Source organism: Amycolatopsis sp. cmx-4-83 (assembly GCF_046548815.1).
GTDB lineage: Bacteria > Actinomycetota > Actinomycetes > Mycobacteriales > Pseudonocardiaceae > Amycolatopsis > Amycolatopsis pretoriensis_A.
The window spans coordinates 165,231-190,040 of record NZ_JAEBEF010000001.1; the positions used below are offsets into that span (position 1 = coordinate 165,231).

General features: G+C 71.3%; 26 protein-coding genes and 1 tRNA gene. 13 read left to right on the forward strand and 14 right to left on the reverse strand.

Going from position 1 to position 24,810, the window contains the following annotated elements; translation table 11 throughout:
* Nucleotides 1-60 precede the first annotated feature (60 nt).
* Nucleotides 61-2,028 carry an FUSC family protein gene (locus tag ACLJQM_RS00865; protein ID WP_410629672.1) on the forward strand — a complete coding sequence of 656 codons (1,968 nt, stop codon included), beginning with the start codon at nucleotides 61-63 and terminating at the stop codon, nucleotides 2,026-2,028.
* A gap of 23 nt (nucleotides 2,029-2,051) precedes the next feature.
* Complete coding sequence (locus ACLJQM_RS00870) at nucleotides 2,052-2,261, forward strand: antitoxin (RefSeq protein WP_360767604.1); 210 nt, start codon at nucleotides 2,052-2,054, stop codon at nucleotides 2,259-2,261.
* Between the two features lie 7 nt (nucleotides 2,262-2,268).
* On the opposite strand, the gene ACLJQM_RS00875 is transcribed toward ACLJQM_RS00870, so the two are convergent.
* The 3 genes from ACLJQM_RS00875 to ACLJQM_RS00885 are packed head-to-tail and all read right to left on the reverse strand — an operon-like array spanning nucleotide 2,269 to nucleotide 5,827.
* The gene (locus tag ACLJQM_RS00875; protein WP_247025392.1) at nucleotides 2,269-3,222 is read right to left on the reverse strand and encodes a prephenate dehydrogenase; all 954 of its coding nucleotides are present in this window, start codon (nucleotides 3,220-3,222) and stop codon (nucleotides 2,269-2,271) included.
* Nucleotides 3,223-3,272: 50 nt separating this feature from the next.
* Nucleotides 3,273-5,285 carry an FAD-dependent oxidoreductase gene (locus tag ACLJQM_RS00880; protein WP_410629674.1) on the reverse strand — a complete coding sequence of 671 codons (2,013 nt, stop codon included), beginning with the start codon at nucleotides 5,283-5,285 and terminating at the stop codon, nucleotides 3,273-3,275.
* Nucleotides 5,285-5,827: a PadR family transcriptional regulator gene (locus ACLJQM_RS00885; protein ID WP_360767610.1), complete on the reverse strand. Its 543-nt coding sequence runs from the start codon at nucleotides 5,825-5,827 to the stop codon at nucleotides 5,285-5,287. Before ACLJQM_RS00885 ends, ACLJQM_RS00880 begins: the two co-directional genes overlap by 1 nt.
* A gap of 104 nt (nucleotides 5,828-5,931) precedes the next feature.
* On the opposite strand from ACLJQM_RS00885, the gene ACLJQM_RS00890 reads away from it, so the two are divergent.
* A complete protein-coding gene (locus ACLJQM_RS00890; protein WP_410629677.1) occupies nucleotides 5,932-6,870 on the forward strand; it encodes a patatin family protein in 939 nt (312 codons plus the stop codon).
* On the opposite strand, the gene ACLJQM_RS00895 is transcribed toward ACLJQM_RS00890, so the two are convergent.
* Both ACLJQM_RS00895 and ACLJQM_RS00900 read right to left on the reverse strand, forming a co-directional pair.
* Nucleotides 6,867-7,709 carry an SAM-dependent methyltransferase gene (locus ACLJQM_RS00895; protein ID WP_247015657.1) on the reverse strand — a complete coding sequence of 281 codons (843 nt, stop codon included), beginning with the start codon at nucleotides 7,707-7,709 and terminating at the stop codon, nucleotides 6,867-6,869. The genes ACLJQM_RS00890 and ACLJQM_RS00895 overlap by 4 nt on opposite strands.
* Nucleotides 7,706-8,155 (reverse strand): MarR family winged helix-turn-helix transcriptional regulator, encoded by a 450-nt coding sequence (locus ACLJQM_RS00900; RefSeq protein WP_360767619.1) that lies wholly within the window; start codon nucleotides 8,153-8,155, stop codon nucleotides 7,706-7,708. The genes ACLJQM_RS00895 and ACLJQM_RS00900 overlap by 4 nt, the downstream gene beginning before the upstream one ends.
* A gap of 155 nt (nucleotides 8,156-8,310) precedes the next feature.
* Between ACLJQM_RS00900 and ACLJQM_RS00905 the strand changes: the two genes are divergently transcribed.
* Nucleotides 8,311-9,273: an alpha/beta hydrolase gene (locus ACLJQM_RS00905; protein WP_410629680.1), complete on the forward strand. Its 963-nt coding sequence runs from the start codon at nucleotides 8,311-8,313 to the stop codon at nucleotides 9,271-9,273.
* 149 nt (nucleotides 9,274-9,422) lie between these two features.
* Nucleotides 9,423-10,628, forward strand: a complete 1,206-nt coding sequence (locus ACLJQM_RS00910) for an alpha/beta hydrolase (RefSeq protein WP_410629682.1) — start codon at nucleotides 9,423-9,425, stop codon at nucleotides 10,626-10,628.
* 3 nt (nucleotides 10,629-10,631) lie between these two features.
* Here the strand turns inward: ACLJQM_RS00910 and ACLJQM_RS00915 are convergent, their stop codons facing one another.
* Nucleotides 10,632-11,510, reverse strand: coding sequence for a hypothetical protein (locus ACLJQM_RS00915; RefSeq protein WP_410629684.1), 879 nt, complete (start codon nucleotides 11,508-11,510; stop codon nucleotides 10,632-10,634).
* 190 nt (nucleotides 11,511-11,700) lie between these two features.
* On the opposite strand from ACLJQM_RS00915, the gene ACLJQM_RS00920 reads away from it, so the two are divergent.
* The gene (locus tag ACLJQM_RS00920; protein WP_360767631.1) at nucleotides 11,701-12,354 is read left to right on the forward strand and encodes a DUF4383 domain-containing protein; all 654 of its coding nucleotides are present in this window, start codon (nucleotides 11,701-11,703) and stop codon (nucleotides 12,352-12,354) included.
* A 17-nt stretch (nucleotides 12,355-12,371) separates the two neighbouring features.
* Here ACLJQM_RS00920 and ACLJQM_RS00925 read toward each other — a convergent pair whose 3' ends face one another.
* Complete coding sequence (locus ACLJQM_RS00925; RefSeq protein WP_410629686.1) at nucleotides 12,372-13,361, reverse strand: SCO0930 family lipoprotein; 990 nt, start codon at nucleotides 13,359-13,361, stop codon at nucleotides 12,372-12,374.
* Between the two features lie 119 nt (nucleotides 13,362-13,480).
* Nucleotides 13,481-15,196, reverse strand: coding sequence for a lyase family protein (locus ACLJQM_RS00930; RefSeq protein ID WP_410629688.1), 1,716 nt, complete (start codon nucleotides 15,194-15,196; stop codon nucleotides 13,481-13,483).
* A 68-nt stretch (nucleotides 15,197-15,264) separates the two neighbouring features.
* Between ACLJQM_RS00930 and ACLJQM_RS00935 the strand changes: the two genes are divergently transcribed.
* Nucleotides 15,265-15,900, forward strand: coding sequence for a TMEM175 family protein (locus ACLJQM_RS00935; protein WP_410629690.1), 636 nt, complete (start codon nucleotides 15,265-15,267; stop codon nucleotides 15,898-15,900).
* A gap of 4 nt (nucleotides 15,901-15,904) precedes the next feature.
* Here ACLJQM_RS00935 and ACLJQM_RS00940 read toward each other — a convergent pair whose 3' ends face one another.
* The gene (locus tag ACLJQM_RS00940) at nucleotides 15,905-16,447 is read right to left on the reverse strand and encodes a DinB family protein (protein ID WP_410629692.1); all 543 of its coding nucleotides are present in this window, start codon (nucleotides 16,445-16,447) and stop codon (nucleotides 15,905-15,907) included.
* A gap of 213 nt (nucleotides 16,448-16,660) precedes the next feature.
* Between ACLJQM_RS00940 and ACLJQM_RS00945 the strand changes: the two genes are divergently transcribed.
* Nucleotides 16,661-17,506 (forward strand): hypothetical protein, encoded by an 846-nt coding sequence (locus ACLJQM_RS00945; RefSeq protein ID WP_410629694.1) that lies wholly within the window; start codon nucleotides 16,661-16,663, stop codon nucleotides 17,504-17,506.
* A 54-nt stretch (nucleotides 17,507-17,560) separates the two neighbouring features.
* Here ACLJQM_RS00945 and ACLJQM_RS00950 read toward each other — a convergent pair whose 3' ends face one another.
* Nucleotides 17,561-18,097, reverse strand: coding sequence for an AAA family ATPase (locus ACLJQM_RS00950; protein WP_410629696.1), 537 nt, complete (start codon nucleotides 18,095-18,097; stop codon nucleotides 17,561-17,563).
* Nucleotides 18,098-18,209: 112 nt separating this feature from the next.
* Here ACLJQM_RS00950 and ACLJQM_RS00955 point away from each other — a divergent pair.
* A tRNA-Lys gene (locus ACLJQM_RS00955) sits at nucleotides 18,210-18,285 on the forward strand.
* A 12-nt stretch (nucleotides 18,286-18,297) separates the two neighbouring features.
* Here ACLJQM_RS00955 and ACLJQM_RS00960 read toward each other — a convergent pair.
* On the reverse strand, nucleotides 18,298-19,227 hold the full coding sequence (locus ACLJQM_RS00960; protein ID WP_410629698.1) for a hypothetical protein: 930 nt from the start codon (nucleotides 19,225-19,227) through the stop codon (nucleotides 18,298-18,300).
* 282 nt (nucleotides 19,228-19,509) lie between these two features.
* Between ACLJQM_RS00960 and ACLJQM_RS00965 the strand changes: the two genes are divergently transcribed.
* The 4 genes from ACLJQM_RS00965 to ACLJQM_RS00980 all read left to right on the forward strand — a co-directional run bounded on the left by ACLJQM_RS00965 (nucleotide 19,510) and on the right by ACLJQM_RS00980 (nucleotide 22,911).
* Complete coding sequence (locus tag ACLJQM_RS00965) at nucleotides 19,510-20,274, forward strand: S1 family peptidase (protein WP_410629700.1); 765 nt, start codon at nucleotides 19,510-19,512, stop codon at nucleotides 20,272-20,274.
* Nucleotides 20,275-20,316: 42 nt separating this feature from the next.
* Nucleotides 20,317-20,973 carry a S1 family peptidase gene (locus tag ACLJQM_RS00970; RefSeq protein ID WP_410629702.1) on the forward strand — a complete coding sequence of 219 codons (657 nt, stop codon included), beginning with the start codon at nucleotides 20,317-20,319 and terminating at the stop codon, nucleotides 20,971-20,973.
* A 49-nt stretch (nucleotides 20,974-21,022) separates the two neighbouring features.
* Nucleotides 21,023-21,523 carry a SixA phosphatase family protein gene (locus ACLJQM_RS00975; RefSeq protein ID WP_360767660.1) on the forward strand — a complete coding sequence of 167 codons (501 nt, stop codon included), beginning with the start codon at nucleotides 21,023-21,025 and terminating at the stop codon, nucleotides 21,521-21,523.
* 86 nt (nucleotides 21,524-21,609) lie between these two features.
* Nucleotides 21,610-22,911, forward strand: a complete 1,302-nt coding sequence (locus ACLJQM_RS00980) for an alginate lyase family protein (RefSeq protein WP_410629705.1) — start codon at nucleotides 21,610-21,612, stop codon at nucleotides 22,909-22,911.
* Nucleotides 22,912-22,957: 46 nt separating this feature from the next.
* On the opposite strand, the gene ACLJQM_RS00985 is transcribed toward ACLJQM_RS00980, so the two are convergent.
* From ACLJQM_RS00985 to ACLJQM_RS00995, 3 genes are all read right to left on the reverse strand, one after another.
* On the reverse strand, nucleotides 22,958-23,632 hold the full coding sequence (locus tag ACLJQM_RS00985; protein WP_410630270.1) for a S1 family peptidase: 675 nt from the start codon (nucleotides 23,630-23,632) through the stop codon (nucleotides 22,958-22,960).
* A gap of 204 nt (nucleotides 23,633-23,836) precedes the next feature.
* Nucleotides 23,837-24,208, reverse strand: coding sequence for a hypothetical protein (locus tag ACLJQM_RS00990; RefSeq protein ID WP_247025390.1), 372 nt, complete (start codon nucleotides 24,206-24,208; stop codon nucleotides 23,837-23,839).
* A gap of 22 nt (nucleotides 24,209-24,230) precedes the next feature.
* Nucleotides 24,231-24,596: a hypothetical protein gene (locus ACLJQM_RS00995; RefSeq protein WP_247025388.1), complete on the reverse strand. Its 366-nt coding sequence runs from the start codon at nucleotides 24,594-24,596 to the stop codon at nucleotides 24,231-24,233.
* Nucleotides 24,597-24,810: the final 214 nt, after the last annotated feature.

Here is a 24,810-nt window from a genome sequence, read left to right on the forward strand (position 1 = left end):
CCCACGTTGTTGACAGGTTGATAATTAATCGTCTCGGGCAGCGTAGGTCAAGATGGGGGCGTGAGCACGCCGCGTCCCGACCTCGCCGCGCCGCACTGGCTGACCCAGCTCCTGCGCAGCAAGCCGGTCCCGGTGCCGTGGAACATGGTGGCCCGGGCGGTCATCGCGCTGGCCGTCCCGCTCGCGGTGGGGTACGCGGCGGGCGACATCGCCGTCGGCGCGCTGATCTCGACCGGCGCGCTGCCCGCCGTGCTGTCCGAGTCGGCCGGGCCCTACCGCTACCGGGCTCGACGTCTGGGCGGGGCGACGCTCGCGGCGACCGCCGGCTACCTCGTCGGGCTGCTCACCGGCGGTGTCCCGGCGCTGTCCGTGCCCGCGGTGATCCTGGTCGCCGCGGTGTCCGCGCTGATCAGCGCGGCCGGCAGCAACGCCTCCGTCGCCGGGCTGCAGCTGTTCGTGTTCTGCGTGCTCGGCACCGGCCAGCACGCGACCGGCGTGCGCGTCGAAGTCCTCTTCGGCTTCTTCTGCATCGGCGCCGCCTGGAGCTTCCTGGTCGCGCTGGTCAGCTGGACCTTCCGGGCGACCAGCCCGGAACGCACCGCCGTCGCGCACGTCTACGTCGAGCTGGCCGCGATGCTCTCCGCGACCGACGAAGCCGTCTCGCGCGTGGCCCGGCACCGGCTGACCACGGCCATGAACACCGCCTACGACCAGCTGCTCACCGCGCGCTCGTGGCTGTCGGGCCGCGACGCCGCCTACCGCCAGCTGCTCAACCTGCTCTCGGCCACGACCCCCGCGGTCGAGGCGTCGGTGGCGCTGGTCCACGCCGGCCGCCGCCCGCCGAAGGACGTCGTCGACCACTTCGTCGCGCTCTCGGCGTCGGTGCTGGCCAGCCAGCCGCTGCCGGAACCGCCGCCGGTGCCCGTGGACGAAAGCGATCCGCGGCTCGCCGCGCTGTACGCGGGCCTGGTCCGGATCGGCAAGGGCGACGACCGCAAGCGCCGCGAGCCGACGCCCTGGTACCGGCGCTTGCGGACGTGGGCGGGCTCGCTCGCCTCCGGCCCGCTGACCTGGATCGCCGCGCTGCGGCTGACCCTCTGCGTCGCGATCGCCGAGGTCGTCGGCCTGCTGGTGCCGTTCGAGCGGTCCTACTGGATCACGCTGACCGTCGGGATCGTGCTCAAGCCGGACTTCGGCTCGGTGTTCGGCCGCGCGGTGCTGCGCGGGATCGGCACGCTCGCGGGCGTCGGGATCGGGGCGCTGGTGCTCGCCGCCGGCGGCCGCGGCTGGGTGCTCGTCGCGCTGATCGCGATCTTCGCCGGCGGCGTCGCGGTCGGGAAGGTGCGCAACTACGGCATCCTCAGCGCGTTCGTGACGCCGTTGATCATCCTGCAGATGGACCTGGCCAACACCGGCAGCTGGAACGTCGTCGTGGCGCGGCTGATCGACACCGCGCTCGGCTGCGTGATCGTGCTGGTCTTCGGCTACCTGCTGTGGCCGGGCAGCCGCCGTCCCCAGGTCGGCGGCCGGCTGGCCGACGGGCTGGACGCGGTCGCGAAGTACGTCTCGTGCGCGCTGGTCGAGGCGTCTTCGGGGGAGGCGCGGCTGGCGCGGTCGCGGGCCCGGCGGGGTGCCTACCGGGCGCTGGCGGACCTGCGGACGGCGTTCCAGCAGGTCGTCGTCGAGCCGTCGGCGAACGGCCGCCAGGCGGTGGCGTGGTGGCCGGTGATCGCGGCGCAGGAACGCGTCGCGGACGCGGTCACCGAGGTCGGCGTGACGATCGGGCGCGGGGTCGCGCCGCCGGACGCGGCCGACGTCGAGCTGCTCACGGCCGCGCTGGACGAGCTGGCGTCCTCGATCCGCGAGCAGCGCGAGCCGCGGTCGGTGCCGCTGCCGGACCGCGAGCAGCTCTCCGGCGTGGTCGACCAGCTCGAGTCGGCGTTCGACGCCGTCCGCGGTCCCGACCTGGTGGAACGCACCCCGCCGCGGCTCGTCCGGCGGTTCCTGCCCTACCACCGGCGCACGTGAGGTCCGTGCTGTTCAATTGCCCCATGGGAATCGACTTCGACGCGTTGAAGGGCAAGGCCGAAGAGGCCCTGCGCGAGCACAACGACAAGATCGAGGAGGGCCTGGACAAGGCGGCGGACTTCGCGAAGTCCAAGTTCTCCGGCCACGACTCGCAGATCGACGGCGGCGTCGAGAAGGCCAAGGACTTCCTCAACAAGTTCGACGACACGCCGGACACCCCGCCCGCGCGGTAGCGGCCGGCTACTGCACCTCGCCGGTGGCGATGCCGTCGGACAGCCCGGTGATCCGGCCGCCGCGCTCGCCGAGTGCGATCAGGCCCTGCCGGGCGTCCGGCGCCGCCAGGCTGATCCGGACGCCCGCGCGTTCGGCGTCCAGGTTGGCGGCCAGTGCCTGCGCGCCTTCGTAACCCGCGTTGATCGTCGCCGCCAGGCCGCCGGTCGACGCCAGAGAGCCGCGCGCGGCGCCGAGCCGGCCGAGGGCTTCGTCGACGATCGGCAGCAGCGCGTCCCGGTTGCCTTCGGTCATCGCGCGCACGAGGTGCGGGTTCGAGCCCGCGACCCGCGTCCCGTCCCGGTAGGACCCGGCGGCCAGCGACATCGCGAGCGGGCCGCCCTCGCCGCCGATCGTGGCGAGGATGGCCGCGAACAGGTGCGGCAGGTGCGAAATCCGGGCGACGGCCTCGTCGTGCGACTCCGCCGGCAGCGGGACGACGTGCGCGCCGATGTCGAGCACGAGCGCCGTCACTTCGGCCCAGGCGTCGAGGTCGGTGTCCTCTTCGACGGCGACGACCCAGGCCGCGCCCTGGAACAGCGTCGCGTCCCCGGCCAGCCAGCCCGAGTTCGACGTCCCCGCCATCGGGTGCCCGCCGACGTACCGCGTGTAGGGCACCCGGCGGCGGACCGCGTCCAGGACCGGCGCTTTCACGCTGGTCACGTCGGTGAGCAGGCAGTGCGACGCGTGCTGGTTGACCAGCCGCAGCAGGTCTTCGACGGCCGGGAGCGGCACCGCGAGCACGACCAGCGCGTCGTCGGCGGCGGCCCGGTGCAGCGCGGCTTCGACGTCGGTCGTGACGTCGTAACCCGCTCTGCTGGCCGCGTCGGCGTCCCCTTCGGAAACCGCGGCGCCGAACGCCGTGCGGCCGCTGGCGGCGGCCGCGCGCAGCAGCGAACCGCCGATCAGCCCGAGCCCGATCACGCATACGTCTCGCACGGGGCCCATCCTGCCAGTGCCGGACGCATTCAGGGCTACAGCGCGGCGGCGAGCCTCGTTCCCTGGTCGATCGCGCGTTTCGCGTCGAGTTCCGCGGCGACGTCGGCCCCACCGATCAGGTGCACCGGGAGCCCGGCCGCGCGCAGCTCGTCCGCGAGGTCCCGCACGGGCTCCTGACCGGCGCAGACGACGACCGTGTCGACCTCCAGGAGCCGCGGGGTGCCGTCGACGGTGATGTGCAGGCCCTCGTCGTCGACCCGGTCGTAGCTGACGCCGGGGAGCTGTTCGACCTTCTTCGCCTTGAGCGCGGCCCGGTGCACCCAGCCCGAGGTCTTGCCGAGCCCGGAACCGATCCCGGACTTCTTGCGCTGCAGCAGGTAAACCTGCCGCGGCGACGGCTCGGGCTTCCGTTCGGTGAGCCCGCCCGGCGCGGTCTCCGGATCTGTTACACCCCACTCGGCCATCCACGCGTCGAGGTCGAGCGCGGGCGAGTCCGTGTGCGTGAGGAATTCGCTGACGTCGACGCCGATGCCGCCGGCCCCGATCACCGCGACCCGCGCGCCGACCGGCTTGCCGTGCTTCACGACGTCGACGTAGGACAGCACCTTCGGGTGGTCGATCCCGGGCAGCGACGGCACACGCGGGGCGACGCCGGTGGCCAGCACGACCTCGTCGAAGCCGGCGAGGTCGGCGGCTTTCGCGCGCGTTCCGAGGTGCAGCTTCACGCCGGTGACTTCGAGGCGCCGCTGGTAGTAGCGGATGGTCTCGGCGAACTCCTCCTTGCCGGGGATCTTCCGCGCGATGCCGAACTGGCCGCCGATCTCGTCGTCGGCTTCGAACAGCTCGACGCGGTGCCCGCGGTCGGCCAGCGCGGTCGCGGCCGAGAGCCCGGCGGGCCCGGCGCCGACGACGGCGACGTGCTTCTGCCGCCGCGTCGGCGACAAGGTCAGCGTGGTTTCGTGGCCGGCCCGCGGGTTGACCATGCAGGACACGAGCTTGCGCTTGAAGGCGTGGTCGAGGCAGGCCTGGTTGCAGGCGATGCAGGTGTTGATCTCGTCCTCGCGGCCGGTCTCGGCCTTCCGGATCCACTCCGGGTCGGCGAGGAACGGCCGCGCCATCGACACGAGATCGGCGTCGCCGCTGCTCAGCGCCTCCTCGGCGACCTGCGGCATGTTGATCCGGTTCGACGTCACGACCGGGATGCCCACGTGCGGCTTGAGCTTCCCGGTCACCCAGGTGAACGCGGCGCGCGGCACCGACGTGACGATCGTCGGCACCCGGGCCTCGTGCCAGCCGATGCCGGTGTTGATGATCGTCGCCCCGGCGGCTTCGACCTCCTTCGCGAGCGCGACGACGTCTTCCCAGCGCTGGCCGCCCGCGACGAGGTCGAGCATCGACAGCCGGTAGACGATGATGAAGTCGGCGCCGGCCTTTTCCCTGGTGCGCTTGACGATCTCGACGGCGAACCGGCGGCGCTTCTCCGGCGTGCCGCCCCAGGCGTCGGCGCGCTTGTTGGTGCGCTCGGCCAGGAACTGGTTGATCAGGTAGCCCTCGGAGCCCATGATCTCGACGCCGTCGTAACCCGCTTCGCGGGCGAGAGCGGCGCATTCGGCGAAGGCGTCGATCTGCTTGCGGACGCCGTGGCCGGTCAGCGCGCGCGGCCGGAACGGGTTGATCGGCGCCTTGATGCTCGACGCGGACACGCTCAGCGGGTGGTAGGCGTACCGGCCCGCGTGCAGGACCTGCAGCGCGATCTTGCCGCCGGCTTCGTGCACGGGAGCCGTGAGCTGCCGGTGCTGCTTCGCTTCGGCGGACGTCGTCAGCTTGGACGCGAGCGGCAGCAGCCAGCCGGTCCTGTTCGGCGCGAACCCGCCGGTGACGATCAGCCCGACGCCGCCGCGGGCGCGTTCGGCGTAGTACTCGGCCAGCTCGGGGAAGTGCGCGGCCTTGTCCTCGAGACCGGTGTGCATCGACCCCATCAGGACGCGGTTGCGCAGCGTCGTGAAGCCGAGGTCGAGCGGCGACAGCAAGTTCGGGTACGGGGTCATCAGGCGTCCTTGGGGTGGTGGAGGGCGGCGAGGACTTCGTCGAACCACTCGACCTGGCCCTCTTCGACGCGGATGCCGCCGCGCAGGACCAGGTACTGGTGCAGGTGCTGGCCCTGGAGGCCCGCGGGCGAGGGGAAGTCGCGCTTTTCGATCTGGCGGTAGACGTCGAGGCGTTCGGCGTGGGCCGACCGGTGCCGGACGATCTCTTCGGCGACCTTCGCCGGATCGCCGAAGGTGGCGCCGCGGATCTTCACGGCGAGTTCCACGGGCCCGGCCGTCGGGTCGGGCTCGGCCAGCCAGCGGACGAGTTCGGCGCGCCCGCCGTCGCCGACCGTGTAGACCTTCTTGTCCGGCCGCCCCGACTGCGCGACGACGTCGACGGCCACCCAGCCGGCCTCTTCCATCCGCTTCAGCACGCGGTAGATCTGCTGGTGGGTGGCGCTCCAGAAGAGCCCGATCGACTTCTCGAAGCGGCGCGTGAGCTCGTAGCCCGAGCCGGCGCGCTCGGACAGCGAGACGAGGATCGCGTGCTCCAGTGCCATGGCCCGAGGGTCCTATGCAACGAGTTGCAGTGCAACGAGGCGCGCATCACTTCACCCCCCTGGGTGGGATAAATCGGGTCGACTCTCCGCGCGAAACGACCAGGATGGGAGGAGTGCACCCGGTACTCGAACTGATCTCCGAACGGCTGGCGACGGGCAGCGTCCCGGGCGCACGCACCGACGGCAGGCGCCTCGCGCTCGCCGTCGAAGGCGGCAGCAGCCGCGGGACGTACTCCAGCGGCATGGCTCTGGCGCTCGACGAACTCGGCGCCGTCCCGGTGTTCGACGCCGTCTACGGCTCGTCGGCCGGCGCGCTGAACGGCGCCTGGCTGCTCAGCGGCTGCTCGTCGACGGGCGTGCGGACCTGGTGGAACCCGGTCGTCATGCGCCGGATCATCAACCCGCTGCACACCCTGCGCGGCCGCGCGGTGATCGACCTCGAATACCTCGTCCACCAGGTCTATTCGGTGCTGGAGCCGATGGACTTCCCGGCGATCCTGGCCAACCCGGTGACGTTCCACCCGCTCGCCACCGACGCCGACACGGGGGAGTCGACCGACCTGCACCCCTTCCTCGACGACGTCGACGCGATCAAGGTCTCGCTCGCGGCGTCGTCCTGCATGCCGGTGCTGGCCGGGCCGCCGATCCCGATGGCCGGCCGCCGGTTCGTCGACGCGGGTGTCGCCGAACCGATCCCGTACCGGACGGCGCTGGCCCAGGACGCGACCGACGTCCTCGTGCTGCGCACCCGCCGTGCCGACGAACTGCCGCTGCCGCCGCCCCGCGCGTACGACGTCGTGGTGCCGCGGTTCCTGCGCCGCCAGGCGCCGGGCGCGATCCCGGCGTGGCGCGACACCTACCGCCGGGACGTCGAGGACGAAGAAGTCCTGGCGTCCGATCCGCGCATCCTGAGCATCCGGCCGCCGGTGGGGGCCCCGGACGTGGCCACGCTGGAGCGGGACCCCGCGGTGCTGCGCAAGGCCGTCGAGCTGGGCAAGAGCGCGGTCCTCGAAGTGCTGGAAAGCCTGCGCGAAGCTTCTTAAGGCTTGCGGGCGACGCCACCGATCACGCGGGATTCCGACGGCGAGGCGGCGAACACGGTCCGCTCGTCGGGGTGCCACGCCGGCGCGTAGACGAGCCCCGGTTCGAGCATCGGCCAGCCGCCGAAGAAGCGTTCGAACTCGGCCATCGGCCGCAGGAAACCGGGGTTCGTCGTGGTCTCGTAGTACTCGAGCAGGTCGATCAGCGCCTGCCGCTCGTCGTCGTTGACCGGGTTCTCGTTGGTCATCTGCGACAGCACCAGCAGCGAACCGGACGGCAGCCGGTCGCGGTAGAAGTCCAGCAGGTAGTCCGGGTTCTGCTCGTCCTTGACGAAGTGCATGACGGCGTTGATCACCAGCGCCATCGGCTCCCGCACGTCGATGACGTCGGACGCGGTCACGCGGTCCCAGAGGTCTTCCGGCTGCAGGAAGTCCGCGGCGATGGCGTGGTGGCGCTCGGGGTCGGCGGTGTCGGCGAGCAGCAGCGTCGAGTGCGCGAGCGCGATCGGCTCGTTGTCGATGTAGAGCACGCGCGTGTCGAGTTCTTCGCGCTCATCGTCGGCGACCTCGTGGACGTTGCCCGCGGTCGGCAGGCCGGAGCCGATGTCGACGAACTGCCGGATGCCCTCGTGGACGCACTGGCGGACCGCGCGGCCGAGGAACTGCCGGCTCGTCAGGCAGTAGTCGCCCATGAGCGGCAGCCGGGCGCGGACCTTCTCGGCGAAGTCGCGGTCGATCGCGTAGTGCGTGTCGCCGCCGATGAAGTAGTCGTAGATCCGGGCCGCCGAGGGGCGGTCCAGGCTGCTTTCGACGGCCTTCAGCGCGTCATCGTGGTTGATCATGCCGGTGCCCGAGCCTCCCGATAGGCGTTCACCGACTCTGTCAGGCGGTCGAGCTCGGCGCGCAGCCGGGCCACCCCGGCGTCGTCCAGGCTCATCGCCGTGCCGATCACGTCGGGGATGCCCTGCGCCTTCTCGCGCAGCGCCTTCCCGGTTTCGCTCAGGCTGACGCGGACCGACCGCTCGTCGTCGGCCTGCCGGTTCCGGCTCACCAGCCCCGCGGTCTGCAGCCGCTTGAGCAGCGGCGAGAGCGTGCCCGAGTCGAGGTTCAGCTCGGCGCCGAGTTCCTTCACCAGGCGGTGGTCGGTCTCCCAGAGCGCCAGCATGACCAGGTACTGGGGGTAGGTCAGGTCGAGGTCGTCCAGGACGACCCGGTACAGCGACGTCACCGCGCGCGACGCCGAGTACAGCCCGAAGCAGAGCTGGTCGTCCAGCCGCAGCGATGCCATGGCGTCCTCCTCTCTCGTAACTCTCCATGCTCCCCGAGATCGAACTGCGCGGCAACTTAAGTGCCCTGCATCTCATTGGACGTCATTAAGTTGTGCGCAACTCAGTTGAGAGCTACCTTGATGGCATCAGCTTGCTTCACCCCGAGGAGGACGACATGACCGCCAACCCGCACAACCTGGCGCTCGAACCGGCCGCGCAGGCGTTCGCCGAGGCCACCGACCAGCCGCCGTACCTGTTCCAGCTGCCGCCGGTGGAGGGACGCAAGGCCGTCGACGGCGTCCAGGACGGCGACGTCGCCATGGCCCCCGCGTCGATCGAGGACGTCCGGGTGCCCGGTGGACCGACCGGCGAGGTCGAGACCCGGATCGTCCGCCCCGAGGGCGTCGAGGGCCCGCTGCCGGTGATCGTCTACATCCACGGCGCCGGCTGGGTGTTCGGCGACTTCCACACCCACGAGCGCCTGGTGCGCGAGCTCGCGGCCGGCGTCGGTGCCGCCGTCGTCTTCCCCGAGTACGACCGCTCGCCGGAGGCGCGCTACCCGGTCGCCATCGAGCAGAGCTACGCCGTGGCGAAGTGGGTCGCCGAGCACGGTGCTTCGCAGGGTCTGGACACCTCGCGCATCGCGATCGCGGGCGACTCCGTCGGCGGCAACATGACGGCGGCGCTGACGATCCTGGCCAAGCAGCGCGGCGACGTGACCTTCAAGCAGCAGGTGCTCTTCTACCCGGTCACCGACGCGAACTTCGACACCGGGTCGTACCTGGAGTTCGCCGAGGGCTACTTCCTCGGCCGTGAAGGCATGAAGTGGTTCTGGGACCAGTACACGACCGACCCCGCCCAGCGCGCGGAGATCACCGCGTCCCCGCTGCGCGCGTCGCTCGACGAGCTCGCCGGCCTGCCCCCGGCCCTCGTGATCACCGGCGAGGCCGACGTCCTGCGCGACGAAGGCGAGGCGTACGCGGCGAAGCTGCGTCAGGCGGGCGTGCCCGTCACGGCCGTCCGGTACCAGGGGATCATCCACGACTTCGTGATGGTCAACGCGCTGCGTGAGACCCACGCCGCCGAGGCGGCGATCACCCAGGCCATCACCGTCCTGACCCGGGCTTTGGGGAAATAACTGAGAAAACGCTGAGTTCGGCGTGCGTTGCGGCCCTGTGACAGAAGCCACAGGGCCGCAACTTGTCCGGGGGCTGAAACGTGATATATACGCGAGTCCCGGGGGGGTTCCGGGTGCGCGTTCACTGCCCGCCCCGGAAGGACCGACCCATGAGCTTCAGCAGCATCCGGCTGGATTCGCCGGTCAACATGATCGTGGTGGTCGTGCTGACGCTGCTCGCGATCATCGCGGTCCCGTGGTTCTGGGACCGCTGGAAGCGCAAGCGCCTTTGGCGCAGCGCCACGATCCTGCTCGCCGTCGTCCTGCTGGTGGTGACCACCGGCATGGCGGGCAACATGATCGGCGGCTTCTTCCCGACGGTCGGCTCCCTGATCGGCACCGGCGTGTACTCGGGCCAGGGCACCGACGCCGAGGCGGCGCAGAACGGCGAGGACCTCGAGAAGCTGCGCGACACGGGGGTGGCGCACGCGCGCGAGGGCAAGGGCACGGTCGTCCACATGAAGGTGACCGGCCGCCGCACCAAGTTGACCCGCGACGTCACCGTGTACCTGCCCCCGCAGTACTTCGACGCGGCGTACAAGGAACTCCGCTTCCCGGCGATCGAGTGGATCCCGAACTACCCGTCCGGTCCCGAGGTCTTCGCCGTCTACGGCATGCCCCAGCAACTCGACGCGGCGATCGCGCGCAAGGCCCTGCCGCCGACCGTGGTGATCGTCCCCGACCCGACGGGCGTCCCGAAGGTCGGCCACGACACCGAATGCGTCGACGAGGTCAACGGAACGGCCAACGACACGTACCTGACGGCCGACCTGCGCGACTGGGCCCTGCAGAAGCTGGGCGTCTCCCCGAACCGCCAGGGCTGGACGATCGCGGGCTGGTCGTCGGGCGGCTACTGCGCGATGAACCTGGTGACCCGCCACCCGCAGTGGTACGGCCAGGCGGTCAGCGTCAGCGGCTACGACAAGGCCCAGATCGACGCCGAGACCGAAGACCTGTTCCACGGCCGCCAGGACATCAACGACGCCAACAACGTCCGGGTCAACGTCCGCCTCCACCCGTCGCCGGTCCAGATCCTGGCGATCTCGGGTGAGAAGGAGAGCTACGAGAGCTACGCGATCGACCAGATCCGCGCCGCGGCCCGGCCGCCGCTGCAGTTCACGTCGTGGCGCATCCCGGACGCGGGCCACAACATGAACACCTTCAAGTCCCAGATCCCGGACGTCCTGGCCTGGATCGGTGCCCACACGACGAGTCCGGCCCCGGCCGGCCGCGTGGCGGACACGACGGGGGGAGTCCTCCCGTGGCCGCTGCCGAAGTCCGGCGCGCACGGGGCGCTGGCGGACACCGACCAGTAGGCCTCAGCCGAGCAGCGCGGAGACGATCGCCGTCACCCGCTTCGACCCGGTCGCGTAGTCGACCGAAGCAGGGTGCTCGCTCAGCACCACCACGATGTACCGGTCCCCGTCGCCGACCACGCCCGAGGTGTGCAGCATCCGCGTCGGCCGGCAGCACGACCAGCCCTGCTTGACCGCCCACGGCCGTCCCGCGGCGGCGTCCGGGATCCCGAAGTACTGCCGGAACCCGTCGGACCCCCGCTCGTTCGCGGCCCGCAGCGCGGCCATGATCGCGCCCGGCGCGTGCTCCAGCACGTACTGGTAGATCCGCACGACGTCCCGCGCGGTGATCCGCGTGTCGCCCCAGCGCCCGGGATCTTCGGGCGCCCGCGTCCCGGTGAGACCGAGCTTCCCGGCCCAGCGCGTGACGATCGCCGGCCCGCCGTACGCCGCCCAGAACCGGCTCGCGAGGTCGTCGTCGCTGCGGGACAGCATCCGCTGCACCGACGCCGTCGGACCACCCCGCTCCAGCACGGTGAGCGCGATCAGCAGCTTCACCAGCGACGCCGACGTGTACCCGCGGTCCGCCCGCACGGAGACGGTCGCCGCCGCGCGCTCCCGGTCGAACACGACGGCGCTGACGGTCCCGCTCGCCATCAGCCGGTCCACCTCGGCGGCGTCCACCTTCGGCGCGCTCTTCGGCGTCGGGGTGGCGCTCTTGCTCGCACTCGGCGTGGGTGTCGGCGTCGGCGTGCTCGGTGGTGAATCCGACATCGTTGTCAGCGGTTCCGCGACCGCGACCGCTTCGGCGGCCGGGGGGCCGCTGTGACTCGCGGTGAGCACCACCGCGCCGATCGCCCCCAGGCACAGCCCCACCAGGAAGATCCCGCTCAGCTTGCGCATGCCCTGGATTGCCGGGAACGCCGCGCGCTGTTCGCTGAAACGGGTGGTTTTGTGGGATAGCTCTCGCGACGCACCGAAACCGCGAACGCGCAGGTGGCCCGCGGGCAAGCACAGTCGTTTCGCTCACCGTGTTCGCGGGGTACCTGAGGGCGGTGACGGTCGTCACCACCCGCTGGGAAGGACTGGAGTCATGACTCACGCGAAAGGCGCACGCATCCGGGTTCGCGGCCTGCAGCCGGCGCAGGTGCTGGCCGGACTGGCCGGGATCGCGTTCCTCGTCGTCGGCATCATCGGATTGACCAGGACGGGCTTCGGCAACTTCGCCGGCCACCACGACGCGGGGTTCTGGCGGTTCTCCGCCAACCCGCTCATGAGCCTGGTCCGCATCGGGACCGGCGTGGTCGGCCTGCTGCTGGCGTTCGGTTCGGGCCGCGCCCGCACGTTCGGCTGGCTGCTGTTCATCGGTTACGGCCTGCTGTTCGTCTGGGGCCTGATGATCGACGGCCTCATCTCGAACAACCCCTTCGCCACCGCCGGCAACCCGATGGACATGGGTCCCGCCGACACGTGGCTGCACCTCGGCGTCGCGGCGCTCGGTCTGCTGATCGCCGTCCTCCCGGCCCGCCGCACCATCCTCCTGCCCGAGGACGAGACGGCCGACGAGCCGGCGATCGCCGAGCAGCACACCGAAGTGATCGACCGCGACCGCATCGACCACGACCGCACGGACCGCACCGACGACGTCGCCGCCCAGCCGCGTCGCCGCTCGTTCCTGCGCCGCCACCACGACGAGCGAGGCCCGGAGGTCGCTCGCGAAGAGCGTCCGCCGGGCCTCGCCCACTAAAGGAAGTTCTAGGTGGCTCAGTAGGTGGTGCCACCAGCGCCGGAGTTGCTGCTCCCAGCGCCACTGTCAGCCGGAGCCTGGTTGGCGGTGGAGCTGGGGGTGGTGCCGACCTTGCAGCCGTTGGGCTCGATGACGAACCAGGTGCCGTTGACGCCCATGCCGTTCGCGTCGCCCGGCTTCAGGTCCTTCGAGAAGGTGTAGACGGGCCAGCCGCCGATGGTGACCTGCTCGGTGCCGTCCGCGCGCTTGATGCTGCCGAGCAGCTTCGAGTCGATGCCCTGCAGTTCGACCTTGCCGTTGTTCGAGAGGACCGCGGGCCACGTCTTGGCGCAGTCGCCGTTGCAGGCGGACGTCTTGGCCTTCTTGGTGTCCTTGGTGAACAGGTAGAGCGTCATCCCGTTCTGGTCGACGATCGCGTCCCCGAGCCCGTCGATCTTGCTCGCGCTGAGCTTGACGACGCCGGCTTCGGCCGCGGCCTGCCCGGCCTTCCCGCCCTTGGCGTTCGAGGCGTACCAGGCGCCACCGACGCCCTGCCCGGTCGCGTCACCGGCCTTGGTGTCCTTGGCGTAGCGGTAGAGCGCCCACCCGCCGACGGTGATCTGCTCGGTCCCGTCGGACCGCGTCACCTTCCCGACGAGGTTCTTGTCGACTCCCTGCACCTGAACGTCCCCGGTCGCCAGCATCGGCGGCCAAGCCTTGGCGCAGTCACCGTCGCAATTGGACTTCGGCGGCTTCGCCGTGTCCTTGTCGAACCGGTAGAGCGTCATGCCGTTCTGGTCGGTGAGCACCTGCCCGACGCTCGCGACGTCCGCGACGACGAGTTTCGATTCGTTCGACGCCGGAGCTGCGTTGCCCACCTGGCCGTTGGCGATCTGGCCGCCGCCGGTGCCGCCCGCCGCCGCGGGGGCGATGACCGGCTGAGCAGTTTCGGCACCCGAGCAAGCGGTGAGCACTGCCAGCCCGGCTGCCGCAGCGGCGACGGAGACGGCGATGCGCGTGCGAAGCATGGAAGTTCTCCTTGTGTCCGTGGGGTTTCCCGCCGCTCGGTGCGGCTGCCTGATACCCACTACACGGACCCTCGGCGAAGGCGGTTCAAAGTTTTTTTCCCGCCGCCGCCGAGCTGCTCCTACGCGTCCACGCCCGCCTCGAGCGCGCGGTCGACCAGCACAGCCGCAGCCCCGGTGTACCCGGCGGGATCGAGCAGCTCGTCCAGCGCGGCCGGGGTCAGCACCCCGGTGACGGCGGGCAGCTCGTCCAGCACATCCCGCAGCGGCCGGTCCTGCTCCACTGCTTGTCGCGACGCCGCACCCAGCAGTTCCTTGGCCTTTGCCTTCCCGAGCAGCGGCGCGAGCACAGCGGACAGCCGTTCGGAGACGATCAGCCCGTGCGTCGACGCCAGGTTCGCCCGCATCCGCTCGGGCTGAGCCGCGAGCCCCCGCGCCAGCTCGACGGCGGTGTGCGCGGCCCCACCGGTCAGCCGCAGGCACTCCCGGACGAGCTGCCACTCGGCGTGCCACACCCCAGCCGACCGTTCGTCTTCGGCCAGCATCGACTGCGTGACCCCGGCAGCCAGCACCGGCACCTGCAGCGCGGCCGAGCGGATCAGCGTCGCGAGCACGGGGTTCCGCTTGTGCGGCATCGCCGACGACCCACCCCGCCCACCGGCGGCCGGTTCGACGACTTCACCCAGCTCGGTCCGCGTCAGCGTCGCGACGTCGACGGCCAGCTTCCCCAGCGCACCCGCGGTGAACGCGAGCGCGGCGGCAAGGTCGGCAACGGGCGTCCGCAGCGAGTGCCACGGCAGCACGGGCGCGGCCAGCCCGGTCTCCTCGGCGAAGGCGGCGACGAGCCGCTCGGCGTAACCCTCGTCGACCCGCGCCGGGTCGCGCGGGTTGTCGCCGGCCGCGCTGGTGTTGGCCGCGTCGTCGCTAGCCGCGCTGGGGTGCGTCGTGCCGTCGGCGGCCGCGCTGTCGACGGCCGCGCTGTCACCGTCGTGGGTTCTGGTGTCGGCCGCGCCTTCGCTGCCCGCGCCTTCGCTGGCCGTACCGTCGTTACCCGCGCCCGCGCCCGCGCCCGCGCCCGCGCCCGCGCCCGCGCCCGCGCCCGCGCCCGCGCCGGCCGCGCCGCCGTCGGCGGTGTCGGTGTCGGCTTCCGGGCCCCCGCCCCCGCCCCCCGCCCCACCCCGTCCCGCTTGCCTCTTCCCCGTGCCCTCGGCCAAGCGGGCGTACTCCACGTACGCCGCCAGCGTCCCCGCTGCCCCGCCGAGTGAGACCGGCAGTCCGCCGTCGAGCAGGCGGCGGATCCGGGTGGCCGCGTCCAGCACCAGCTGCCGCCAGCCCGCGGCCTTGAGGCCGAACGTCGTCGGCACCGCGTGCGCCGTCAGCGTGCGCCCGGCCATGGTCGTGTCCCGGTGCGTGCGCGCCAGCTCGGCCAGTGCCTCGGCGGTGGCGTCGAGATCGGCCGCGAGCGGCCGCAGCGTCCGGTCGGCGACCAGCATCATCGCGGTGTCGAAGATGTCCTGGCTCGTCGAGCCGCGGTGCACGTACTCGGCCGCGCTCCCGCCGACCGCCGACGTCAGCGCCTTCACCAGGCCGACGACCGGGTTCGCGGTCGCCCGCGACTCCCGTGCCAGCTCGACGACGTCGATCCGCGCGCTGCCGGCGGCCGCCGTGATCGCGTCCGCGGCTTCGGGCGGTACCGTCCCGAGCCGCGCCTGCGCTCTCGCCAGCGCTGCCTCCGCGTCGAGCATCGCGCGCAGCCAAGCCTCGTCACCGGTCGACGCTTCGGCCGGCGTACCGGCCCGTACCGGGGACAGCAGTCCGGAATCGGGGTCGACGCTCATGGCCTCAGCATCGCACGCGCCCGGCCTCGCCGAAGGCCACGCTGCCGCGTCTGGCACGCTCATCGGCCATGAGCAGCGTTCCGTCCACGGAGGACACCGCCGACGTCGAACCCCGGGGTTTCGCCGCCGAGCGGCTGACCTTCTTCTCGGACGCCGTCGTAGCCATCGCGATCACGCTGCTCGCGCTCGAGCTGCCGCTGCCGGAGGGCGCCACCAGCGCCGAACTGCTGCGTTCACTCGGCCATCACCAGTCCGAATACGTCTCCTTCCTGATCAGTTTCGTCGTGATCGGCGGCCACTGGCGCGCCCACCACCGGCTGTTCGACCACGTCACCACCCTCGACGGCGGCCTCATCCGGCTCAGCTTCGGCTGGCTGCTGACGCAGGTGATCATGCCGTTCGCCACGAAGGTGATCGCCGAAGACGGCGGGTTCGAATTCCGCTTCGTCTTCTACGCGCTCGTGCAGGTCGTCGCGCTGACGCTGTTCCTCCTCATGGCCCGGCGCATCCAGGGCAGCCACCACTACCGCGCGGACACCCCGCCTGAGCTCTTCGGCAAGGTCTACCGCGGGATCGGCACGATGGCCGCCGCCTTCGTCGTCTCGATCCCGGTCGCCTTCTTCACGCACTGGGCCTACGCCTGCTGGATCGTCGTCCCGTTCGTGGTCAACCTCCTCTTCCGCCTGCGCCACCGCGCCGGTTGAGCCGCTATTCGCCCGTCACCCCGTCGATCCGCTCGCGGACCAGGTCGGCCTGGCCGCAGTGCCGCGCGTACTCGCCGATCATCCGCAGCATCAACCAGCGCAGGGCGAACGGCTCGCCCGTGCTGCGCCGGACGCCGGTCTGCTCCAGCGAGCTCGCCGCGACGATCTCCCGGGAGCGCGCGCATTCCGCGTGCCACAACGAAAAGGCCTCGTCCACGTCCCCGTCGAGCGAGGTGAAGTCCTGCTCCGGGTCGTCGTCGGAGTAGTACAGGTTCGGCAGGTCCTCCCCGGCGAACTGGATCCGGAACCACCAGCGTTCGACACCCGTGAGGTGCCGCAACAGCCCGTGCAGGGTCAGCGTCGACGGCGACACCGAGCGCTCGGCCAGGCGGCCGGGGTCCAGACCGGCGCACTTGAGTTCGAATGTGCGCCGGTAGTAGTCGAGGCTCTCGGTGAGCGCCTGCCGCTCGTCGGCGATCGGTGTCGGATCTTCGCGGGGCCCGGTCAAGCGGGCCGGGGCCGCGACCGGAGTGCTGTGTTCGGTCATGTGCGGAGCGTGCCACGGGGGTCCGACAATTTTCGGGGCGCCGGGCTGTCCGGTGACCGGGCAACGGGCTGAAAACCCCAGTTCAGACACGGTTTCGAGAACGAGGTAACGAATTTCGGGGACCGCCGATCTGATCTTCGTCACCCCTGCTGCGCACGCCGGTCCCCACGGTCGAAGCGGCACCCCTCGGTTCGGAACCAGGAGATCAAGACGATGCAGCGAACCGGACGAAGAACCGCAGTTCTGGCCGCGCTCACGACCGCCGCCCTGATCGCGGCCCCCGCCGTCGCGTCCGCGGCCCCCGCCCCCAGCTCGATCGACGTCAGCGAAACCACCGTGCACGCGGGCGACACGTTCACGGTCACGGAGCAGCTGTACAACCCGGCGGACTTCACGGTCACCGGCGCGAAGGCGGCGCTCTACGCCAAGGAGAAGCCGGTCGTCGACCTGGTGGACCTGGTCTCCTGCACCGGCGCGATCGCGTGCTCGCCGTACCTCAGCAGCTTCCGCGGCGGCGTCGGCGACCTCGGTGCCGGCGAGAGCAAGACGGTGACGTTCACCTTCCGCGTGAAGGAGGACGCCCAGCCCGGGCAGTTCACGCTGCAGCACCAGTTCGCCGGCGACAACTACGCGTTCGGCGTCGAGGACGGCCCGGCCGTCACGATCGCCGCACCGAACGAGGCCGACGTCAAGGTCGCGCTGGCCGGGACCGCACGCGCCGGCCTGGCCGCCCGCGTCGACTACGTGATCACGGTCTCGAACACCGGCCCCGCCACCGCGACCGGCGTCCGCGTGACGGCCAACGCGGGATCGGGCCGCACGGTCACCTCCCTGACCGGCTGCACCCGCTCGGGCACGGCCCTGACCTGCGCGGTCGGTAACCTCGCGCCGGGCGCCTCGGCGACGGCGAAGTTCAGCTCCGAGGGCGGCTTCTTCGCCTGGGGCGCGTTCACGGCCACGGCCCAGCGCGCGGCGAGCGCCCCGGCCGACCCGGAAGCGGCCAACGACAAGGCGTCGAAGAAGTGCACGGCCTACACCGGCCTGTTCGTGCAGTGCTGACGGCGTGACGCGCGGGGTCCGGCCGGGCCCCGCGCGTCAGTCCACTGAGGAGCATCACAACCGGAAGGCCGCCGAGCGGGCGCGTTGCCGCACCGCCTCGGCGGTTTCCTCGATGGTCTGGTCGGTCGTGTCCATGACGTTCCGTTCGAGCTCACCCAGCGCGGCGAACGCCCCGTGCATGCCGGTGAGCGGCTCGACGTCGGTGAGTTCCGGCGCACTCCGAGCGGTCCCGCGCGCGAGGGTGGCCTCGAGGTCCGGCCGCAGAACGACGTAGAAGAGGTCCAGACCGCCCCGCTTCGCGGCGTCGAGGAACGGCTCCAGCGCCCACGGCCCGACGATGCCGTCCAGAACGACGTCGTAGCCCCCGCGCGCGTACCCGCAGGCGGCCTCGGCGATCACCCCGAGCACGACCTCGTTCTGCCTCGCGGCCTCGGGCAGGTAGGGCGCCACGAACCCGGTCCGGATCCAGACGTAGAAGCTGTCGGTGTGCAGGTGCACGGTGGCCCGCGGCGCGTCCACGGTGACGAGCCGGGCAACGGTCGACTTCCCGGCACCGGGCGGCCCGGTGAGGATCAGCAGCGAACCAAGCATCCCCGCATCATGGGCGGCCGACCGGCCGAGAACCAGTCTTGACCTTCCACCCGGCCTCAGCCCCACCCCGGTGTGGAGGTACCGGAGCAGGGCCTGGCTAAACTGGGGGCGCGGGCCGTTAGCTCAATTGGTAGAGCTGCGGACTTTTAATCCGTAGGTTCTGGGTTCGAGCCCCAGGCGGCCCACCAGACACCACCCCGTCACGGCCAGCTCCACCGCATCCCCCGGATCCCCGGCGGTCCGCCGGAGCTGAACACGTGCGCGGGTGAACCCGGCGAAACCGCGGTCACGTCCCGCTCCGGACCACCCGGCGAATCCAGCCGGTAAGAATGGCAGGACGCCGGTAGCGCACCGGGGGCGAAGTGGACCTCGAGCAGGTGCTCGGTCCCCCGGTGGCGGAAGCGGCGGTCGTAGCTGGTGTCCGGCACGCCGTCGCAGTACTCGAATTCGTACTCCAGGATCGCCGTCTCGCCGACGGCCAACGACCGGTGCGGGACCAGCTCGCTGACCACGAACCCCGGCTCGGTCAGCACTTCCGTGCGCACCGGCCGGCAATACCGCGTCGACACCAGCCGGGGTGGGTGGCCCGGGGTGCAGCCGCGCAGGACCACGACCTTGGACTGGACCGGTTCGGTGACCGCGCGGACGATTTCGCGCACGTGCAGGCGGGTCAACGCGCGGGTCGCGTCGACGTGCAGCACTTCGTGGAGGCTGAGCACGACCAGCGACGTCTCGTCCGCCGCTTCGAAGGAGTGCAGGACCGCCACCACGCGGGCGCGGGGTTCCCACAGCCGCTCCCAGCACACCGGGCCCGGCGTCGCGGGGCCCTCGCCGGGCAGCGCGAGCAGGTCGGTCAACGCGCGAGTGGGCAGGCCGAGGACGCCTTCGAGCACCGCGACCGCGCGTAGCGACTCCGGGCGTTCGGGGCGGGTGCGGCCGGTGCGCCAGTAGCTCAGCGTCGTCGTGCTGACGGGGACGCCGGCGGCGGCGAGGCGGCCCTTGAGGCGGGCCAGGCCGAGCCCGCTGTGGTCGATGGCCAGCGTCAGCGCCCGGCTGAACGGACCGGTGGCGAGCGCGTGCGCCAGCTCCCGCCCGGCGGGCTCGGGTGCGGGTACCGCGAACAACGGCATCCAGGTTCCTCAAGCGTCGGTCGAGCCGGAGAGTCCACCCGGCGGGTCACGGCGGATCGCGCCGAGCCGGCGACGGGCGTCCCCCGGGTTTAACAGCCGCGGCCGTCCCTGTCACCCGACGAACGTCGGCCTTGTCGATCAAGCGGATTCCGCGGGAAAGCGCAACCCGCCGAAGGAACCGTCCTTTTCCGTTGATCGGCTCGGGACTTCCAGCGGATTACCGGAAACGCACCGCCCGCTTACGTTCGGTGAGTCCCCACCGGTTCCCCAAGGAGTCCCGAAATGCGTGAAAACCCCGGCCGCTTCGTCCGCGCCGCCGCTGTGCTCGCCGGTTCCTGCACCGTGTTCGCGACGCTCGCCGCCGCCCCCGCGTCGGCCGCCCCGGTCGCGCCGCTCTCGCCCGACGCGCAGCCGTCGATCATCGGCGGCAGCACCGCGCAGAACCCCGGCTACATCACCCGGTTCAACGGCCACGCCAACGGTTACACGTTCTTCTGCACCAGCACGCTGATCGGCGCGCGCTGGGTCCTGACCGCCAAGCACTGCATGTACGACAACAACGGGCAGCGCCTGTCCGACATCGACCTTTACGTCGGATCGAACAGCGCTTCCGGTGGCGTGCACGCGAAAGCGTCGTCGACCTACCTGTACTCGGGCGGCGACCTGGCCCTGATCAAGCTGAACACCAACGGGGGCAGCACTTTCGCGAAGCTCGCGTCGAGCTCTTCGGACGCGAGCGAGGGTGACGCCGCCCGCGTCTACGGCTGGGGCGCGACCCAGTCCACCGACGAGGGCAGCCACCAGTCGAGCGTGCTGAAGCAGGCGTCGGTGGAGATCTCCGACACCGGTGCCAGCGACTACTTCGGCGGGCCGGCGATCGAAGCGGCCACCCCGAACGGCGCGGTCGCCGGCGGCGACTCGGGCGGCCCGATGCTCGACGGCGGTGTCCAGGTCGGCGTGTGCTCGACCAGCGACCGGTCCAGCACCACCACCTACGGCAGCGTCGCGGCGGGTCGCAGCTGGATCCGCCAGGTCAGCGGGGTCTGACCCATGCGAAAAATGCTTTCGGCCGCATTCGCGGTTCTCGCGATGGCCGTACCCGGAATCGCGCAGGCACAGCAGAGCCCGGAAATCATCGGCGGCACCACGGCGACGGAGACTTACAGTTTCATGGTCTCGCTGAGCAACGGGTGCGGCGGCAGTCTCGTCGCGCCCCAGTGGATCGTGACCGCGGACCACTGCGGCAGCGCGTCGCAGGGCCGCATCGGCACGACCAGCAAGAACTCCGGTGGCGAGGTGGGCCGCATCGACCGCCGGATCACCAGGCCCGGCACCGATCTCACGCTGATGCACCTGTCCGCGGCGGCGCGCGCCACCCCGGTGCCGATGGCGACGAGCAATCCGGCCGCGAACACCACCGCCCGGCTGCTGGGCTGGGGCTGCACGAGCTGGCCGGGCTGCAGCACCCCGACCACGCTGCGGCAGATCGACCTGCGGGTACTGCCCAGCAGTTCCTGCTACGCCGGCGGTGGCGGCTCGGGTGACGTCTGCGTTTCCGGCGACCGCACGCATTCCGCGTGCCACGGCGACTCCGGCGGCCCGGCGGTCGTCGGCACGACCGGCAACTGGACGCTGGTCGGCGAAACGCACGGCCCCGGCGACGACAACGGCGAGTGCGCGACGAGCACCCTCTACACCGGAATCGCCCAGCACCTCACCTGGATCCGGCAGCAGACCGGGTCCTGACCCCGCGAGCCCGTGGTCCTCGCGACCACGGGCTCGCTAGGCTCGGCCGATGGACGCGACCCGGCGGCTCATCGTCGTCCGCCACGCCAAGTCTGATTGGTCGGGCGAGCTCCCCGACCACGAACGCCCGCTGGCGCCGCGCGGGCTCGAAGCCGCGCCCAGGCTCGGCCGCTGGCTCACCGAGCAGGGGTACGTCCCCGAACTCGTCTTCTGCTCCACCGCCCGCCGCACCCGGGAGACCTGGCAGCACCTCGCCGGGGAGTTGCCCGCCGCGCCGCCGGTGACGTACGACGAAGACCTCTACGGCGCCGACGTCCCCGAACTGCTGCGCGCGGCGAGCCGGGCGCCGGCCGACGTCACCACGATCGCGCTGGTCGCGCACGAGCCCGGCGTCAGCGATCTGACGCTGCACCTCGCCGGGCGCGGCGAAGACACCCGCGCCGTCCAGGTCAAGTTCCCGACCGGCGCCGCCGCCGTGCTCACGACGTCCGACCCCTGGGACGCACTCGCCACCGCGAAGCTCGTCGCCTTCTTCCGGCCCCGCGACTGACTTCGGGGCATTGCCCACGCCGCTTTCACATGCGTACCCTCCATTCACTCACAGGTTTAGTGTTCATATTTGTGAATGGAGCGGACATGGTTTTCCGCCACACCGTCGTGGCCGCGCTCGCCGCGCTCGGCCTCGTCGCCACGTCCTTCGCCGCCCCGGCGGCCGAGGCCACGCCACGGAGCTGCAGCATCCCGGTGATCGGGCCGGTCTGCGCTCCCGACACCGCCGTCCTCGACGGCGGCCGGCTGCTCCGGACGAAGTTCGCGGCGCTCGCCGGCGAGAAGACGTCCCGCACGGCGTTGAGCAACCTCCTCGCCGCGGCGAAGACCGACCTCACGGCCGGGCCGTGGAGCGTCACCTCGAAGAAGCAGGTCCCACCCAGCGGGGACAAGCACGACTACCTGAGCCTCGCGCCCTACTGGTGGCCGACCACCGAGCCGACCGCGGAAAACCCGTGGGGCTGCCCGTTCGTGCAGAAGGACGGCCAGCGCAACCCCATCGTCGACGAGATCACCGACCACGCCTACCGCGGCGACGCGTTCGCCGCGATCTACCGGCTCGCGCTGGCCTGGTACTACACCGGGGACGCGCGGTACGCCCGGCGCGCGGCGCTCGACCTGCGCACGTGGTTCCTCGACGCGGCCACGAAGATGAACCCGAACATGAACTACGCGCAGGGCATCCCGTGCAAGGTCGACGGGCGCGGCATCGGCATCATCGAGTTCTCCTACACGCTGACGCAGGTCGTCGACGCCACCGCGATCCTGGCCACCGGCGCCCCGGGCTGGACGAAGACCGACCAGTCCGGCATGACCGGCTGGTACTCGCAGTTCCTCGACTGGCTGCGCACCAGCAAGAACGGCGCCGACGAAGCCAAGGCCCAGAACAACCACGGCAGCTTCTACGACATGCTCGCCGCCGCGCTCGCCCTCGGCACCGGGCAGCGCGACCTGGCCAAGACCATCGCGCAGAACGCCGGCCCGGGGCGGATCGCGCCGCAGATCCAGGCGGACGGCTACCAGCCGCAGGAGGCGAGCCGGACCCGGAGCTGGCACTACTCGAACTTCAACCTCGTCGCGCTGACGCGGCTCGCCCAGATCGGCGAGCACGTCGGCGTCGACCTGTGGCACTACACCGCACCCAGCGGTGCGACGCTGTTCAAGGCGGTCGACTTCCTGATCCCGGGCGCCACGCAAGGGCCGTCCACGTGGCCGTACCCCGAGCTGGACTTCCGGCCGTACGCGGCGCTCGACGTCCTGCACGCGGCGGCCGACGCGGGTGATCGCGCGGCGCGCACGGCGGTGCCGAAGGTGCCGGTCCAACCGGGCGGCGACCTCTACCCGGTCCGGCCCGCCGCCGAACAGCTCGACGACATTTCCACTTCCTGACGGCGAAAGGGGCCCGGTCGCGTGACCGGGCCCCTTTCCCCGGGAATCAGACCCCGGCCACCTGGGAAATCCAGCTGCGATAACGCGTGATGTTCGTGTACGCGGTGTTGTTCGACCGGTCGCTGGTCGAGGCGACCCCGACCTGGCGGCCGGAAGCGAACATCGGGCCGCCCGAGTCGCCGCCGGCGGTGATGCCGTTGACGCGGTTCGCGCAGACCGCGACGCCGCCGGTGTAGTCGCTGCAGCCGATCGAGTTGACCCGGACCGTCGCGACCTTCAGGTACCGCGACTGGCAGTTGATCTCGGAGCCGCACTGGCTGGTCGCGCCCCAGCCGTAGACCGAGACGTTCTGCCCGACCGCGACGTCACCGACGTTGCCGAGCGGCGAGTACGTCGCGCTGACCGAGGTCGTGAGCTTGACGATCGCCAGGTCGGCGCTGCCGTTGTAGCGGGTGATCGTCGAACCGGTGGCCATCGTGCCGCCGCTGGACTGGTCGAGGCTGCCGATCCGGAACGTGTAGGTGCCGGAGCTGCTGACGCAGTGCTTGGCGGTGAGGATGTACTGCGGCGCGATGATCGTCGCGGTGCAGTTCTGCTGGCCGTTCACGAACAGCCGGGCCGCCCAGGGGCCGCTCGTGGCGGTGCTGCCGCCGATGATCGACGGCTGGGCCTGCGGGGTGGTCTGGGCGGATGCGGGACCGCCGAGGCCGACGACGGTCAGTGCGGTGCTCGCGGCCAGCAGGACGAACTTGCCGAATTTCACGCTGACTCCTTTTCACGCGGGGGAGAGCCGCGTGGGGGAAAGCCGGTGGGGACCGAACGACAAGAGTGTCCGAGTTGAAGGGGAATGTCCGGAACCGACGAAAGTCGCCGGTGGAATCCGTATTTATTTCCCCGCGGGGGCTACGTGCAGTTACCCGTACTGTTACGCCGCGACCTTGGCGGGCGCGGACTTGCGCAGCCAGTAGAGGCCGATGACCGGCAGGACGAGCGGGATGAACAGGTAGCCCTCGCCGTAGACCGACCAGACGGTCGGGTGCCGGAAGGCGGCCGCGTCGACCAGGCTCAGCGTGCCGATGGTCAGCACGCCCAGCAGCTCGATCGAGCAGGCCACGAGGGCCACGCGCCACCAGCCGTCGCCGCGGCGGGCCAGCGCGATCGTCGCGACGATGTAGACGACCGCGGCGAACGCCGAGAGCAGGTACGCGAGCGGGGCTTCGTGGAACTTGGTGCCGATCTGGACGCCGGCTCGCGACGTCGCGGCCAGCGCGAAGATCGCGTACACGGCGACGAGCACGCGTCCGGGGCCGGTGGCCGTCCTACGCCGTTGCTCCACTCCACACCTCGTTCAGTCGCAGCACCATCACCGGGATGGCCAGGCAGGCGATGCCCAGCACCGCCGTGCTCGAGCGGCTCCGCTCGGCCAGCGCCCAGGCGGCGCCGACCGGCAGCACGACCAGGCTGCCGATCAGGTAGGCCAGGTAGGTCGCCAGGCTGCCGGGGCGGTCACCGCCCGCGAGCAGCACGATGCCGATCACCAGCTGGGCGACCAGCAGCAGCTCGAGGACCGCGAGCGCGATCAGGAGCGGGTTGTCCGGCAGCCGGTTGCGCGCGGACTGGAGGAAGCTCCAGAGCGCGACGAGCGCGGCCGCCACGGCGACCGTCACGGCGAATCCGAAGATCACCCGTTCCTCCTTCCGCTCCGCCGGGCGCCAACTTACTCCGTGGTACCGGCCGGCCCGCCCGCCGAGGTGCCGCGGCGTGGCGCGGGCCACGTCGTGCTCCACTGTGGACGATCCGGTGGTCACGCGAATCGCGGCCATCGGGTTATTTGATCACCGCGGCGCCTTGATGGCATTCTGCCAATTCGGCGGCGCATTCCCGCCCGGTACTGAGGTG

Bases quoted from the DNA above. Each gene is read 5' to 3' on its own strand.
- ACLJQM_RS00870 (WP_360767604.1), top strand. From the start codon at position 2,052: ATGGGAATCGACTTCGACGCGTTGAAGGGCAAGGCCGAAGAGGCCCTG.
- ACLJQM_RS00880 (WP_410629674.1), bottom strand. From the start codon at position 5,285: ATGACCCCGTACCCGAACTTGCTGTCGCCGCTCGACCTCGGCTTCACG.
- ACLJQM_RS00885 (WP_360767610.1), bottom strand. From the start codon at position 5,827: ATGGCACTGGAGCACGCGATCCTCGTCTCGCTGTCCGAGCGCGCCGGC.
- ACLJQM_RS00890 (WP_410629677.1), top strand. From the start codon at position 5,932: ATGGGAGGAGTGCACCCGGTACTCGAACTGATCTCCGAACGGCTGGCG.
- ACLJQM_RS00895 (WP_247015657.1), bottom strand. From the start codon at position 7,709: ATGATCAACCACGATGACGCGCTGAAGGCCGTCGAAAGCAGCCTGGAC.
- ACLJQM_RS00900 (WP_360767619.1), bottom strand. From the start codon at position 8,155: ATGGCATCGCTGCGGCTGGACGACCAGCTCTGCTTCGGGCTGTACTCG.
- ACLJQM_RS00905 (WP_410629680.1), top strand. From the start codon at position 8,311: ATGACCGCCAACCCGCACAACCTGGCGCTCGAACCGGCCGCGCAGGCG.
- ACLJQM_RS00910 (WP_410629682.1), top strand. From the start codon at position 9,423: ATGAGCTTCAGCAGCATCCGGCTGGATTCGCCGGTCAACATGATCGTG.
- ACLJQM_RS00915 (WP_410629684.1), bottom strand. From the start codon at position 11,510: ATGCGCAAGCTGAGCGGGATCTTCCTGGTGGGGCTGTGCCTGGGGGCG.
- ACLJQM_RS00920 (WP_360767631.1), top strand. From the start codon at position 11,701: ATGACTCACGCGAAAGGCGCACGCATCCGGGTTCGCGGCCTGCAGCCG.
- ACLJQM_RS00925 (WP_410629686.1), bottom strand. From the start codon at position 13,361: ATGCTTCGCACGCGCATCGCCGTCTCCGTCGCCGCTGCGGCAGCCGGG.
- ACLJQM_RS00930 (WP_410629688.1), bottom strand. From the start codon at position 15,196: ATGAGCGTCGACCCCGATTCCGGACTGCTGTCCCCGGTACGGGCCGGT.
- ACLJQM_RS00935 (WP_410629690.1), top strand. From the start codon at position 15,265: ATGAGCAGCGTTCCGTCCACGGAGGACACCGCCGACGTCGAACCCCGG.
- ACLJQM_RS00940 (WP_410629692.1), bottom strand. From the start codon at position 16,447: ATGACCGAACACAGCACTCCGGTCGCGGCCCCGGCCCGCTTGACCGGG.
- ACLJQM_RS00945 (WP_410629694.1), top strand. From the start codon at position 16,661: ATGCAGCGAACCGGACGAAGAACCGCAGTTCTGGCCGCGCTCACGACC.
- ACLJQM_RS00950 (WP_410629696.1), bottom strand. From the start codon at position 18,097: ATGCTTGGTTCGCTGCTGATCCTCACCGGGCCGCCCGGTGCCGGGAAG.
- ACLJQM_RS00960 (WP_410629698.1), bottom strand. From the start codon at position 19,227: ATGCCGTTGTTCGCGGTACCCGCACCCGAGCCCGCCGGGCGGGAGCTG.
- ACLJQM_RS00965 (WP_410629700.1), top strand. From the start codon at position 19,510: ATGCGTGAAAACCCCGGCCGCTTCGTCCGCGCCGCCGCTGTGCTCGCC.
- ACLJQM_RS00970 (WP_410629702.1), top strand. From the start codon at position 20,317: ATGGCCGTACCCGGAATCGCGCAGGCACAGCAGAGCCCGGAAATCATC.
- ACLJQM_RS00975 (WP_360767660.1), top strand. From the start codon at position 21,023: ATGGACGCGACCCGGCGGCTCATCGTCGTCCGCCACGCCAAGTCTGAT.
- ACLJQM_RS00980 (WP_410629705.1), top strand. From the start codon at position 21,610: ATGGTTTTCCGCCACACCGTCGTGGCCGCGCTCGCCGCGCTCGGCCTC.